This is a genomic window from Parabacteroides sp. CT06 (assembly GCF_002257605.1).
Classification (GTDB): domain Bacteria; phylum Bacteroidota; class Bacteroidia; order Bacteroidales; family Tannerellaceae; genus Parabacteroides; species Parabacteroides distasonis.
Genome location: NZ_CP022754.1, coordinates 298,541 through 313,011, shown reverse-complemented (window position 1 = coordinate 313,011; position 14,471 = coordinate 298,541). Strand labels below are relative to the sequence as shown.

Annotated in this window: 13 protein-coding genes; 4 read left to right on the top strand and 9 right to left on the bottom strand. The window is 45.2% G+C overall.

Features of this window, described 5'->3' with window-relative positions; all coding sequences use genetic code 11:
- Positions 1 to 6: 6 nt before the first annotated feature.
- Both CI960_RS01135 and CI960_RS01130 read right to left on the bottom strand, forming a co-directional pair.
- A complete protein-coding gene (locus tag CI960_RS01135; protein WP_012056087.1) occupies positions 7 to 885 on the bottom strand; it encodes a rhomboid family intramembrane serine protease in 879 nt (292 codons plus the stop codon).
- Complete coding sequence (locus CI960_RS01130; RefSeq protein ID WP_005859254.1) at positions 866 to 1,588, bottom strand: rhomboid family intramembrane serine protease; 723 nt, start codon at positions 1,586 to 1,588, stop codon at positions 866 to 868. The genes CI960_RS01135 and CI960_RS01130 overlap by 20 nt, the downstream gene beginning before the upstream one ends.
- Before the next feature lie 186 nt (positions 1,589 to 1,774).
- Between CI960_RS01130 and CI960_RS01125 the strand changes: the two genes are divergently transcribed.
- From CI960_RS01125 to CI960_RS01115, 3 genes are all read left to right on the top strand, one after another.
- Entirely contained in the window at positions 1,775 to 2,047 is a 273-nt protein-coding gene (locus CI960_RS01125) for an HU family DNA-binding protein (RefSeq protein ID WP_005859256.1), read from the top strand.
- A gap of 102 nt (positions 2,048 to 2,149) precedes the next feature.
- The gene (gene argS / locus CI960_RS01120) at positions 2,150 to 3,943 is read left to right on the top strand and encodes an arginine--tRNA ligase (protein WP_005859258.1); all 1,794 of its coding nucleotides are present in this window, start codon (positions 2,150 to 2,152) and stop codon (positions 3,941 to 3,943) included.
- Positions 3,944 to 3,952: 9 nt separating this feature from the next.
- On the top strand, positions 3,953 to 4,831 hold the full coding sequence (locus CI960_RS01115; protein ID WP_005859260.1) for a VIT1/CCC1 transporter family protein: 879 nt from the start codon (positions 3,953 to 3,955) through the stop codon (positions 4,829 to 4,831).
- A 78-nt stretch (positions 4,832 to 4,909) separates the two neighbouring features.
- Here CI960_RS01115 and topA read toward each other — a convergent pair whose 3' ends face one another.
- Positions 4,910 to 7,258, bottom strand: a complete 2,349-nt coding sequence (gene topA, locus CI960_RS01110; protein ID WP_008772731.1) for a type I DNA topoisomerase — start codon at positions 7,256 to 7,258, stop codon at positions 4,910 to 4,912.
- A 161-nt stretch (positions 7,259 to 7,419) separates the two neighbouring features.
- On the opposite strand from topA, the gene CI960_RS01105 reads away from it, so the two are divergent.
- Positions 7,420 to 7,683: a tetratricopeptide repeat protein gene (locus CI960_RS01105; RefSeq protein ID WP_005859264.1), complete on the top strand. Its 264-nt coding sequence runs from the start codon at positions 7,420 to 7,422 to the stop codon at positions 7,681 to 7,683.
- Positions 7,684 to 7,967: 284 nt separating this feature from the next.
- On the opposite strand, the gene CI960_RS01100 is transcribed toward CI960_RS01105, so the two are convergent.
- Genes CI960_RS01100 through CI960_RS01075 form a run of 6 tightly spaced genes read right to left on the bottom strand, consistent with a single transcriptional unit; the run spans position 7,968 to position 14,462 of the window.
- Positions 7,968 to 8,345 carry a hypothetical protein gene (locus CI960_RS01100; RefSeq protein WP_005859266.1) on the bottom strand — a complete coding sequence of 126 codons (378 nt, stop codon included), beginning with the start codon at positions 8,343 to 8,345 and terminating at the stop codon, positions 7,968 to 7,970.
- Between the two features lie 37 nt (positions 8,346 to 8,382).
- Complete coding sequence (locus CI960_RS01095; RefSeq protein WP_005859268.1) at positions 8,383 to 9,546, bottom strand: PP2C family protein-serine/threonine phosphatase; 1,164 nt, start codon at positions 9,544 to 9,546, stop codon at positions 8,383 to 8,385.
- Between the two features lie 11 nt (positions 9,547 to 9,557).
- Positions 9,558 to 10,409: a sensor histidine kinase gene (locus tag CI960_RS01090; protein WP_005859269.1), complete on the bottom strand. Its 852-nt coding sequence runs from the start codon at positions 10,407 to 10,409 to the stop codon at positions 9,558 to 9,560.
- A 2-nt stretch (positions 10,410 to 10,411) separates the two neighbouring features.
- Positions 10,412 to 11,542: a sensor histidine kinase gene (locus CI960_RS01085; protein ID WP_008772736.1), complete on the bottom strand. Its 1,131-nt coding sequence runs from the start codon at positions 11,540 to 11,542 to the stop codon at positions 10,412 to 10,414.
- 15 nt (positions 11,543 to 11,557) lie between these two features.
- On the bottom strand, positions 11,558 to 12,658 hold the full coding sequence (locus CI960_RS01080; RefSeq protein WP_005859273.1) for a sensor histidine kinase: 1,101 nt from the start codon (positions 12,656 to 12,658) through the stop codon (positions 11,558 to 11,560).
- Positions 12,659 to 12,677: 19 nt separating this feature from the next.
- Positions 12,678 to 14,462 (bottom strand): TonB-dependent receptor, encoded by a 1,785-nt coding sequence (locus CI960_RS01075; protein ID WP_005859275.1) that lies wholly within the window; start codon positions 14,460 to 14,462, stop codon positions 12,678 to 12,680.
- Positions 14,463 to 14,471 lie beyond the last annotated feature (9 nt).

Sequence of the window (14,471 nt, the reverse complement as noted above, 5' to 3'; positions counted from 1 at the left end):
TATCTGTTATTTCTTACTGGCGTCGAAAAGTCGCTTTTTCTCTTCAGCGGAAAGGCTCTCATAACCGGAACGTTTCAATTTATCCAGTATAGTATCTAGATCCACCGACTCCTGATGTTTGCGTGCGTTATACTCATAATCCGTTTCGTTACGTTTATAAGTCACACGCATCTTCGGTTTCCGTTTGCCCAAATTCACGAACCAGTCGATCAACCGATTCATTGGAGCGGTCAAGTCCTTTCCATTACGAATACGGGAAGCGAACCACATACCAAACAAAGCCCCGCCGATATGGGCGATATGTCCTCCCGCATTATCAGAAGTCATCGCCAACAAATCGATCACCAGCGTAAAGATAGCCAAATAAATTAATTTGATCCTTCCGATCAAGAATAAATTAATCTCCAAATCCTTCCGGTAAAACGACACGGCGAAAACGATCGCCATAACAGATGCCGAAGCCCCCATCAAATAGCTAAAAGAAGCCACGTTCTGGAAATAAGGGAAAATATTATAAGCAAGGACAAACAATATCGCACCCGCAAGACCTCCCAATATATACAAGCCTCCCAACTGCCGCTCATTGAAGAAATTCAAGAACAATCCCCCGAACCAATACAACCAAAGCATATTGAACAAGATATGCAAGAAGTCAAAATGAGTGAACATATAAGTAAACAACGTCCACGGACGGAAGAGCAAAAGTTCCGGAGAAGCCGGTAACTGCAAATACTGCAAAAAAGGTACCCCTTGCACATTAAAGAGCATAAACAATACGCTGGCCAAACGTATCAAGATAAACAAGCCTACATTTATATATATCAGTTTCGACAGGATATTACCCGACTGAAACATACGCTTCAAATTAGTAAAAATACCGTCCATTGTCTGCATCTTTCTTTTTCCAATAACGAATTAGGAAATAACCGAATAACATACCCCCCAAATGAGCGAAATGCGCTACCGTATCGCCACCAAAACTAGCCACACCCATAAATAGTTCGGCAAGACCATAAAATATTACGAAATATTTGGCTTTAATCGGGATCGGTATGAACATCAAGTACAAAGGAACATTCGGGAAGATCATCGCGAATGCCAACAAGATTCCGAATACGGCACCCGAAGCGCCAATGGTCACGAAATAATTCAAGAACTCGCTTTTGCTGATAATCTGGGCTCCATTCAAGTTTATCATGTCTTGGCTAGCGAAGATCACATCCCGCAAATTAAAGAACCATACCACCTCTTGTACCAAACCGGCGCCTATACCCGTCACGAAGTAAAAAATCAAGAAACGTTTGGGGCCCCATACGTTCTCCAATACCCGGCCGAACATATAAACGGCGAACATATTAAAAAACACATGCGCGAACGAATGGGTATCGTGCATGAACATATAAGAAACGATCTGATAAGCCTTGAAGTCGGTAGCACCCGGGAAGTGAAGCCCTAATAAATCCACCAAATCGATGCCGACTTTCGGCAGTGCAAGGCTGGCTACCCAAAATAGCAAGTTTATAATGATAAGATTTTTCGTTACCGGCGGGATACTATTCAAGAACCCCGAATTTGTCTGATTCATCATATACTACGTTAATTTAGCGGCAAAGGTAAATATATTTTAGCCGTTTTTGCCCATAATAATACTAAAACATATGTAAATCGGTAAAAAAAGTAGGTTTTTCTTTTGTGATATTTCAAAATAAAACTACATTTGGAGCCGTCTATCGGTTATCATAGTTTTGTTTAATATATTAACAGTCAAACCATCATGAACAAATCAGAATTTATTAGTGCAGTCGCTGAAAAATCAGGTCTCAGCAAAGTGGATGCTAAAAAGGCAGTAGAAGCTTTTGTTGACACAGTTTCTAACGAATTAAAAGAAGGCGGTAAAGTCGCTCTACTTGGCTTCGGTTCATTCTCTGTGTCAGAGAAGGCCGCTCGTAAAGGTGTTAACCCGAAAACTAAAGAAACCATTGAAATCGCAGCTCGCAAGGCCGTGAAGTTCAAGGCTGGTGCTGAATTGAACGAGCTAATCAAATAAGAAACACCATTATTCTCTATAGAAGAAGGATACGATGCAAATTGTATCCTTTTTTTGTGTACCTTCGCGTGCAAATAAAATCCGAATTATAGTTAGACGAATATGGTTATCGAACAACAGATTACCGGAGCTATCATAGCCGGCATCAAAGAGCTGTACGGAGCGGATGTCACCGCTAGCCAAGTGCAGTTACAAAAAACGAAAAAAGAATTCAAGGGGCACTTGACCCTAGTCGTATTCCCATTCCTTCGCATGTCGAAGAAATCTCCGGAGCAGACCGCTCAGGAAATCGGTGAGTACTTGTTGAGAAACGAGCCAGCGGTAGCTGAATTCAATGTAATCAAAGGATTCCTTAACCTGACGGTCGCTTGCTCTTGCTGGATCGATTTACTAAACTCGATCAATAAGCAGCCCGCTTACGGTATCATTCCGGTTACCGAGCAGTCGCCTTTGGTTATGATCGAATATTCTTCTCCCAATACAAATAAACCGCTTCACTTGGGCCATGTCCGCAATAACTTATTAGGATACAGCTTATCGAAGATCATGAAAGCGAACGGTAACCAGATCGTAAAGACGAATATCGTAAACGATCGTGGTATCCATATCTGTAAATCCATGTTGGCTTGGCAGAAATGGGGAAATGGAGCTACCCCAGAGTCTACCGGAAAAAAGGGCGACCATCTGATCGGTGACTTTTACGTATTATTTAGCAACAAATTAAAAGAGGAGACCCATGCGTTAGAAGCGAAAGGCCTTACCAAGGAAGAAGCCGAGGCTCAATCCACCTTGATGGCGGAAGCCCGTGAGATGCTTCGTAAATGGGAAGCCGGAGACAAAGAGGTGCGTGCGCTTTGGGAAATGATGAATAATTGGGTATACGCCGGGTTCAACGAGACTTATAAGATGATGGGCGTAGATTTCGATAAGATTTATTACGAGTCTCAAACGTATCTGGAAGGAAAAGGCAAGGTGATGGAAGGCCTAGAGAAAGGGATTTTCTATCGCCGTGAAGACGGCTCCGTATGGGCTGATTTGACGAAAGACGGGCTGGATGAAAAATTATTGCTTCGTGCGGATGGAACTTCCGTCTATATGACGCAGGATATCGGTACCGCCAAGCTGCGCTTCGATGATTACCCGATCAATAAGATGATCTATGTGGTAGGGAACGAGCAGAATTATCACTTCCAAGTATTATCGATCTTATTGGATAAGTTAGGCTTCGAGTTCGGCAAAGGATTGGTCCACTTCTCCTACGGAATGGTAGAGCTACCGGAAGGTAAGATGAAGAGCCGTGAGGGAACGGTCGTAGATGCCGATGATTTGATGGCCGAGATGATCAGTACCGCACGTGAGATTTCCCAAGAATTAGGGAAATTGGACGAGATGACTCCGGAAGAGGCTGAGAATATCGCCCGAATCGTAGGTCTTGGCTCCTTGAAATATTTCATATTAAAGGTAGACCCTCGCAAGAATATGACGTTCAACCCGAAAGAGTCTATCGACTTCAATGGGAATACGGGACCATTCATCCAATATACCTACGCCCGTATCCGTTCCGTATTGCGCAAAGCGGCGGAACAGGGCATCGTATTACCGGAGCAGTTACCGCTTACTTTCGCCATTTCCGAGAAAGAAGAGAACCTGATCCAAATGATCGCCGATTATGCGGAGATCGTGAAAGAGGCAGGTAAGCTATACAGCCCGGCCTGTGTCGCCAACTATATTTATGATCTGGTAAAGGAATACAATCAATTCTATCACGATTTCTCCATCCTTCGCGAAGAGAATCCGGAATTGAAGAACTTCCGTTTAGTCTTATCCGCCAATGTAGCTAAGATCGTGAAATCCGGTATGGATTTATTAGGCATCGAGGTTCCGGAAAGAATGTAACGATAGAAGATGAACATAAACGAGAAAACAAGAAAGGCTCTCCTTCGATTTCAACAAAATGAAATCACGGAGAGCCTTCTCTATACGCAACTCGCCGCTATCGAGAAAGATCCAAGCAACAAGGAAGTATTACTACAGATAGCGAATGACGAGAAAGGACATTATACGATCCTGAAAAAGTATACGGGGCAAGAGATCTCCCCGAATAAATTACGCGTCACCAAATACTACTGGTTGGCACGTATCTTGGGGATTACTTTCGCCATTAAGCTAATGGAAGGTAGCGAGGAAAGCGCCAAGAATGATTACGCCTCTTATGATGAGTATCCGGATTTGCAACAAATCGCACGTGACGAGGATGAGCATGAGCAGAGGTTGATCGCCTTGATCAATGAGGAACGGTTGGAATATATGGGTTCTGTCGTACTGGGGCTAAATGACGCTTTGGTAGAATTTACAGGTGCTTTAGCAGGCTTTACCCTTGCCTTGAGCGACTCTAAATTAATAGCGTTGACCGGAAGCATCACTGGAATAGCCGCCGCATTATCCATGGCTTCCTCCGAATATCTATCTACCAAGTCCGAGAATGGAAATGAAAACGGGAAACATCCTGTTAAGGCATCGATCTATACGGGAATAGCTTATATCTTTACGGTAGTCGCCTTGGTCGCTCCATTTATCTTTATATCGAACGTATTAATGGCTTTAGGGCTTATGCTCATCATAGCGTTGAGTATCATCGCCCTTTTCAACTATTATTATTCCATAGCGAGAAGCGAGAGTTTCCGGAAGCGTTTTACTGAGATGGCAGTACTTAGTTTTAGCGTGGCCGCATTAAGCTTCTTGATCGGATATGCGTTAAAAGAATTTACGGGCATCGATGTCTAAAAAAATCATAGTTATGTTTTGAAAAATTCATAGTTATGAGTTTAGTAAATCATAACTATGAATTTTTAGAGCCTATAATCAAGCCTTTTTCCGTGTCGTACGTTTCTTCGTCGCAGCAGGTTTTTCTCCCGCCTCGGCGATTATCTTCTGGCATTCCTCCAAGGTCAAGTTCTCCGGTTTCTCTATCGTCTTAGGAATTCTGTAATTCTTTTTCTTATAAGAGATATAAGGGCCGAAGCGACCATTCAAGATCTCCATTTCCGGATCCTCATCGAACTTCTTGATAAATCGTTGCTCATCTTTTTGTTTTTTTGCCTCGATCAACTCGATAGCTTCCTCGGCTGTTATCGACAAAGGATTCAAGCCCTTCGGTATGGATACGAACTTTCCGTCATGACGGATAAACGGGCCAAAACGTCCGACAGCGGCAACCATGACCTTACCTTCATATTCACCGATCGTACGGGGTAGATCAAACAATTTCAAGGCTTCTTCCAAAGTAATCGTCTCGATAGATTGCCCCTTCATCAAGGTTGCGAACTGAGGTTTAGGAGCCTCTTTATCCTCTGGGTGCGCCTGCCCGATCTGTACGACTGGGCCATAACGACCGATCTTCACGAAAACAGGTTTGCCGCTCTTCGGATCGATACCCAATTCACGCTCACCCACTTTATGCTCCGTACGGACAGAGGCTGCCTCTTCCACGATCGGATGGAATAGTTTATAGAATTTATCGATCGCGTCCGTCCATACCATCTCGCCTTCCGCTACGGCATCGAATTCCTTCTCTACGCTCGCCGTGAAGTTATAATCCATAACGCCCGGGAAATACTCCATCAAGAAATCATTCACGACCGTACCGATATCGGTTGGCATCAACTTATTCCGGTCCGCTCCTACGATCTCCGTCTTTTGGACTTCCTTGATCGTATGCTGAGCCAAGGTTATGATATTATAAGTACGCTCCGTTCCTTCCTTATCCCCTTTCACGACATACTCTCGATTCTGGATCGTCTGGATCGTAGGAGCATAGGTAGAAGGACGACCGATTCCCAATTCCTCCAAACGGCGAACCAAACTTGCTTCCGTATAGCGGGGAGGACGTTGCGTGAAACGTTCGGTAGCGACGATATCCTTCATACTCAATACCTCGTTCAAGGTAACCGGAGGAAGAAGGCCGTTTTCCTGTTCCTTCTCATTCTCGTCATCAAAACTCTCGCGGTACACCTGAAGGAAACCGTCAAAAGTAATGACCTCACCGGTAGCCACGAACTTCTCTTTCTTGCCGCCGATGCCTACGGAGATCGTCGTACGCTCCAACTCGGCGTCCGCCATCTGGCAAGCGATCGTACGTTTGCGGATCAATTCGTATAATCTCTTTTCCTGAGCGGTCCCGCTTATCTCATCATTGCTGATATAGGTCGGACGAATCGCCTCGTGCGCTTCTTGCGCTCCCTTGCTCTTGGTATGATATTGACGGAATTTATAATATTTCTCACCGTAGGTATCCAAGATAGCCTCTTTTGCCGTCCCCAAAGCCAAATCACTTAAGTTCACGGAGTCAGTACGCATATACGTGATCAATCCGGACTCATACAGGCGTTGGGCGATCATCATGGTCTGCGAGACCGAATAACCCAACTTACGGGCGGCCTCCTGCTGCAAGGTAGATGTCGTAAAAGGAGGGGCTGGTGTTTTACGCACCGGCTTTTTCGAGATATCATCGATCGTGAAAGAAGCGTCCTTGCAAGATTCAAGGAATGCCTCCACCTCTTCCTTATCTTTCAAACGACGGTTCAGCTCCGCCTTGAGGATTGTCGTACCATCCGGCAAGATAAAGCTAGCGATCACACGGTAGGCGGCCTCCGAGACAAACTCGTTGATCTCTCGCTCCCGCTCTACGATCAGACGTACGGCAACCGATTGCACGCGCCCCGCGGATAAAGCCGGCTTCACCTTACGCCAAAGAATGGGGGATAGCTCGAAACCCACGATACGGTCTAAGATACGACGGGCTTGCTGCGCGTTCACCAAATCGATATTGATATCTCTCGGCGTCTCAATCGCATGTAATATAGCGTTCTTGGTAATTTCATGAAAAACGATACGTTTCGTATTCTCAGGTTTCAATCCTAATACCTCATATAAATGCCAAGAGATGGCCTCTCCCTCCCGGTCCTCATCGGAAGCCAACCAAACCTGCTCGGCTTTCTTGGCTTCGTTCTTCAATTCGGTCACGAGTTTCTTCTTATCTGAGGGAATCACGTATTCCGGGGCATAATTGTGTTCGAGGTCTATACTGAAATCTTTCGTTTTCAAGTCGCGGATATGACCATAGCTAGACATAACCTTATAGTCCTTTCCGAGGAACTTCTCGATGGTTTTTGCCTTGGCTGGTGACTCCACTATTACCAAATTCTTTTGCATATCTATTTTTTGCTGGTTAGAAATCGGGTGCAAACTTACACAAATAATTAACGTACGCAGTATATCGATCACTAAAAAAGCGTTTTTTCCTATACATTATATATATAGTCATGCGTTTCTATTTACCTTCGCGGGACAAAATCAAAAAGCTATTCAAAAATATGGAAGAGATAAAGCGACTTATTTCAGAGAATAAACTAGAAGAAGCGATCCGGCTCTTGGACGCTTACCTCACGGAGCAACCGAGATCCGACGAGGCTTGGTTTCTCCTCGGAAAAGCTCATTATAAACTAGGCAACGTACGCCTAGCCCTCAACAGCTACCTGCAAGCGATAGAGATCAATCCGGAAAGCCCGGCACAAGCGGCCTACGATATGGCGATCAAGGTGCTGGATTTTTATAATAAGGATATGTACAACCATTAAGAAGACAGAGCACCCGCACCCAAATAAATTCTAGAAGTACAAGTAACTCGACTTTATGCATTTATGAAGTTAGTTGTTATTGATATAGCGTTTATTCGTATAATGCTCATTTACAACCTATAACGTAAGCTCGTCATAATAGGCATCGTTAAAGGCTTACAATGGGCATTATAAAGTGCTTATAATGGGCATTCTTAGCACCTAACATTGCCCATCGTAATTTGTAGAGACGGGGCATGCCCCGTCTCTACAAGATATACAATGAATTTATGTTTCTTTGGCTATCAATCTTCCACCGGAGTAATCGTATAGTTATGCAGACAGAAGAACTCCTCGGTCAGTATAGCCGGAGGGATCTTCCCGTCTTCCAAGGAGTATGCCTCTCCACTGAACCGAACCTCCAATCCCTCTTGCTGATAAGCCTTCGGCATATCTTCCACATAGTAATTACCCACAAAATCGATCGGCTTGGAGCAAACGATGGCCCATAGATTCACCCGATCGTCCCAACGAATACGACCAAACTCATCAACTAGATCCGTCCTTCGCCCATGCTCATGCTTATCCTCATGCTCATGCTCATCATCACCGCAAGCGGTAAAGCCTAGCATGGTAATAGTACACAGGCAAAATGATAAAAATACAGAAAATGCTTTTTTCATATAAGTAAACTTTAAGAAATTACCTTTATCCAGATGATTATCCTTTATAAGTCAGCGCCAACATCGTAATATCATCGCTCTGCGTAGCGCCGTTCACGAATGATTGGACGGATTCGGATATACCTTCGATCATGGATTTGGGGGATTGGTTCTTCACGGAGCTACAAGCCTCTACCAAACGGATATCTCCATATTGCTCATTCCTCAGGTTCATCGCCTCACTGATTCCATCCGTATAGAGGAACAAGCTGTCTCCCGCCTCCAGTTTCAAGGATTGTTCTTTATAAGCTAATCCCGGCACGACTCCCAAGGCCATCCCACCAGTCATCGGCAAAAGAGATACCTTATCGTTCTTACGAATCCAAACCGGACGATTATGCCCCCCATTGCAATAAACCACGTCGCCCGTATGGATATTCAAGATCGCATAAAAAGTAGTGACAAACATCCCATTGACACTCTCACGGCACAATAGATCATTCGATTCCTTCATGCAGACCGCCGGGGAAAGCTGCCTAAGCGCCGTAGCACGGATCACCGTACGGCTGATCGCCATGAAAATAGCGGCGGGAATCCCCTTATCCGACACGTCAGCGATCGTAAAACCCAGATGATTATCGTCCACCAAGAAGAAATCATAGAAATCACCCCCCACGGCTTTCGCCGCACTCATGGTCGCATAAAGATCGAATTGCTTATATTGCGGGAACGGAGGGAACTGCTTCGGCAAAATCGATTGCTGTATCTCACGTGCCACGTTCAAGTCATATTGTATCTCCTCTAGCTGATGATGTTCCTTTTGGGCCTCCTTGATAAAAGAAATCTGCTCGACCGCCTTCTCGATCGTACGTTCCAGATCCTCCATATCGATCGGCTTGGTAGCGAAGTCGAAAGCACCATGGTTCATGGCGGTACGAATATTCTCCATATCCCCGTAAGCCGATACGATGATACATTTCAAGGCCGGGTTACGCATCTCGTTAATCTTCGTCAGCAATGTCAAGCCATCCATCTCCGGCATATTGATATCGCTCAATATGATATCAAAGTCCGGATGGTCCAACATCATCCTCAACGCCTCCAAACCATTATGGGCAAAGGAGAACTCATACTCTCCCTTACGGATCTTCCGACGGAAATATTGGGTTAGCAACGCTTCCAGATCCTGTTCGTCGTCTACGCTTAATATCTTGATCGCCATAATTCTTCTGTTTATTTCGTTAATGGAATAAGGAATATGAAACGGGTAAACTCACCCTCTTTCGATTCCACCTCTATCTTCCCGTCATGCTTCTCCTCTATAATGGATCGAGTGATAGATAGCCCCAAGCCAGTTCCCTCTCCCACCGGTTTCGTGGTAAAAAACGCGGAGAATATCTGCTCCCGGATATTCTCCGGCATACCGATACCATTATCCTCGATACTTAATCTTAAAGAATCTCCCTCCTTCCGTAGATCCACGGATATAACCGGCTCATACCCGATCGGCGAGAGCTTGGATTTACTATAGACCGCATAGCAAGCGTTATTCATGACATTCAATACCGCACGGCTCAAATCCTGCGGGATCACTTTCAGCATCGGAAGCCCCTCCTCGTAATGCTCCCGGATCGCAATATTGAAACCTTTATAGTTCGCTCGCATCGAATGATAAGCCAGCCAAACATATTCCTTCACCAGATTCTTGATATCCGTAGGGATGTACTCGTCATCCTTCCCTCTGGAATAAAGCAAGATACCCCGGATGATACTTGTCGCCCGGTTTCCATGTTCCTCGATCTTCTTCAAGTTACCATGCAAATCGTTAACGATCTCGCTAAACTCCTCATGCAAGGCGGTCAGCTTCTCCCAAGATTCCGGAGGCAAGACATCTTTCTCTTCTTCTAATATATCTTCCAAGTCATCCACTAACTTAGAGGACAGCTTACTGAAATTGATGACAAAGTTGAGCGGATTCTGAATCTCATGCGCGATCCCGGCACTCAACATACCTAAAGAAGATAATTTCTCTAAGTTCTTCACTTGCAAACGTAGCCGTTCTATTTCCTTACTCTGGTCTTCCATATCTATTCCTCCTCTTTAGGCGGTGTAATTGTTTTCGGTTGATATACAGGGATCGTAATTAGAAACTGGGTATATTCTCCTTTCTTACTCTCCACCTCGATGGTTCCCCGATGGTTTTGCACGATCTCACGGCATAGGTAAAGCCCTACGCCAGCCGCTTCCCCCGTTGTCTTTGTCGTGAAGAAAGGAGCGAATATCTTATCTTTTATATTCTCGTCGATACCGGACCCATTATCCCGGATCGTTATTTCCAGCATATCCTTATTGACCTTCAATCCAAGGAATATCTCCGGACTAAAAGTCACGGTCTCCGATTTCTTCAACAGGGCATACATGGAATTTTTCAATATCCCGGCCAGAACCTTACTGAACTGCTCCACGTTTACCTCCATCATCAAAGACAGCGTCAAATTATCGAAAATAATCCGGATATTCTTCTCTTGAATATCCTGCTCATACGTTTTCTTCAATTTATCCAAGGCGATCCGGCATAATCCGTTTATGTTGGTAAGCGTAAGATTACCTCTTCGGTCTTTCAGCAATTCCTCCATCGCCTTAACGATACGGACCGTATTGAAACCATGCTCAGAGATCTTCTCCAAATTACTGGTCATCATATTCAGCAAATCTACCGAGTCATCATACACATCCGGTTTCAGATGCTCTTTCTGACTATCCAGATTTTCCCGGAGATCCTTGGCCAACCCCGATGTCAGATTTGCGAAGTTATTGATATAATTCAGTGGGTTCAAGATACGGTCCACCAAACCTTGGGTCAATTGCCCTACGGTAGCCATCCGTTCCTTACGGACCAGCTCGTCCTGCGCCTCACCCAAGGCTTTCAAAGCCGCCGCCAATTTCTCGGATTCCTCTTGGATCGCATCTTTCTCCGAACGGATCTCCTGCGTACGCTCCTCTACCTCTTTCACCAAATACTCTTTTTGTTTGAGTTTCCGCTTGAAAACCAACTTAGAGATCTGGCAAAACAGAATCAAGAAAAGCAATCCGATCCATTCTTGATGACCGAACTTCACAGATACACAAATACCGACCAAGCTACCCAGCGTAATCCGCTCGCAAAGTTTAATTCGCCTTTTTAACCGATCGATCTCGGTATGTAAATCCTGTATCATGATGAACCTCCTTTCCTAACTATAAATAGGCAACGTAATCGTAACTTCCGTATATTTATCTTTCTCAGACTCGATAGCGATCGTACCCTTATGGTTCAAAACGACCTCCCGACTCAAGTAAAGACCTGTTCCTGCCGCTTCCGCGGTCGGTTTGGTGGTAAAGAACGGAGAAAAGACTTTCGTCTTTATCGTTTCTTCTATACCGACGCCATTATCACGGATAACCACTTGCAGCTTATCCGCTTGAATACGCAATACCAACGAGACAGAAGGCTGATATCCCGGCTCTCCGGCCTTTTTCAAGACCGCATATATACTATTATCCAATATCTGCGACAAGGCTTTTCCCATCTGATCGATATTCACCTCGATTGTCAACGGTACGGAAAGCCCGGAGAATGATAGATCTACTTGATTCTTCTCGATCTCCTTCGCATAATTCTTTCGCAAGATATCCAGATTGACCTTACATAAATCATTAATATCCACGCAGGTTCGATTCGCCGAATGATCTTTCAGCAATTCTTCCATCGCTTTTACGATCCGCACCGTGTTATCACCATGCTTGGCTATCTTATCCAGATTGCCAGTCAAAAGAACCAGCAGTTCTTGCGTATCATTATAATTATCGTGTTTATCGGTCTCTTCGTCCTCATCGATATTCTGCTTGATATCTTTCGCTAATGCAGCAGACAAATGAGCGAAGTTATTGATATAATTCAAGGGATTCAAGATACGGTCTACCAGACCTTTCGTTAATTGGCCGATCGATGCCAGACGTTCCTTACGAACCAACTCGTCTTGAGCGTCCGCCAAGGCAGAAAGGGCACGGGATAGTTTCTCCGACTCCGCTTGCATCGCATCCCGCTGGAAACGCAATTCCATCGTCCGCTGCTCCACGAGATTAGAGACGAACTGTCTTTTTCGCAGACGGAATTGCGTATAATACTTTAACAGGAATAGAAGGACTACGGCTCCCACCAAATAATAAACCAGTTCTTCCTTCTTCTGGTAAACCGCCAAGGCGATCCACGCCGTCCCGATCACGGTCAGCGTCTCGATCACCCGCATCCTCCAGCGAAGGCTTTCCAGTTGTTTGATATTTATGTCGCCCATCCTTCCTGTCCTCCGGATATCAGAAATTGATATTCACGCCCAACATCGCATTAAAACTCTGCATCGGATAACCGTAATACAGTTCGTACTTCTGGCAAAGAATATTGGTCAACTTGGCATAAACACCAAAGGTATCGTTGAAGGTATAGGTACCTGTTAGGTTTAGCTCGTTGATGTTATCCATCTTAAACTCATTCATTTTATCGTACGTCATACCAGTGTTCCCATTGACACCCCAAGTCCGTACATTCGCATAACGTCCGGTAGCCAAATAATAATCCAAAGCGATAGATAATTTCTCAATCGGGCGGACGGTCAGGTTCGCATTCAGTTCCATTTCCGGCTTCCCCCACGCATGAGGCAACTCGCCTTCATCCGTTTCCGCTTTCCAATTATTATATACACCTTTCAAAGCAATATCGAACCATTGTTGATAACTATACTTCAAGTTGGCTCCCACGAAAAGTTGCTTCGTGTCGATACCCGGCTCCGCAACACTGAAACTGCCGAAATAATTCGCTGACCAAACATCAGACTGAGTAAACAGCACATCATCGCTCGTTATCTTATATCCGGCGAACACATCAAACCAAAAGCCCGGTGCCACGCCGCTCCGGATACCCAAGACAGCGTCCAGCCAATTGCGCGAGGGCAATAGTTCTGCCATCGGGTAGAGGTAGCGGTTCACACGCGACATCTCGTACATGCTGTTGGAGTACATCTTGCCGCCAGCGTTCACGTATAGCTCCGTCTTGTCGGCCACCTCCACATCGGCGGCTACATTCGGAGAGGCCATGAATTTTGTCTCGTCGCTCGTAGCCAGCATCACGTTCGCACCCAGCTTTAAATTCCAATTATCACCCTCTACCTTATAATAAGGCGACAACATCGCCTCGACATGGTTCTTGAACTCATATTCATAACCTCCTACCTCCGGCAAACTGTAATTGAAATATTCGACCAAACCGCCCAAGCCTACTCGCATATTCCCATTGAAACCAGCGTTCAGATCAAACTTTGCCTCTAGAGTATGCTCCGTAGGGCCGTCCATCACCCTACTTAATCCATATTTATGCGAGAAATTAGTATAACCTAAGTCCAACAAATAGCCAACCTCAGCCTCCTCCTTCGACTCGAAACCTATCGTAGCAGCGATCGTCTGGTTCACTTGGTTGGTTTCGCGATCTCTCTGTAACAAATCCTCCGAAGGGGCATAACTGGATGTAGGATCAGACAATGCCGCCCCATAATAATTGAATGCGGAGTAGCCGTACTTCGCTCCGATACTGAATATCGTCTTCTCGAAAGCGTGCTTGTAGTTGATGCCTCCCAAGTTGTCATTGATTTTCGCCTTGACATCATAATCCTTTGGCTTTCCGTTCGTGGAGCGATGCGAATACCATAGATTCAGCTGATCCTTCTCGGTACTCAGGATATGATAGCCCAAGTCTCCGTTGATATTCATGCGCGTACCCATACCAAAGTTAAAATATCCCCGACGCTTGTTGTAATCCATCTGCGTCATGATATTTCCGGAAGGCAACAAACTAATCTCTTTCTGCGGATCGGCGGCGATCGTATAATTCGAGTAATCGATCGGGATCTTACGAACCTCCGGCTCTTTCACCACGGGAAGCGTATTTACCTTGCTAGCGTCCTGCACGGAAGGATCATACTCCCGTTCAAGCGTCATCTCTCGGTTCAGGTTCTTTTCTTTCGTAACATCCTCTTGCGCACTCGCAGCAGCAGCCGAACCCAGCAAAGCTACCACACACAACGCCTTTACATTATATATAGTCTTCATCGCTTTCTT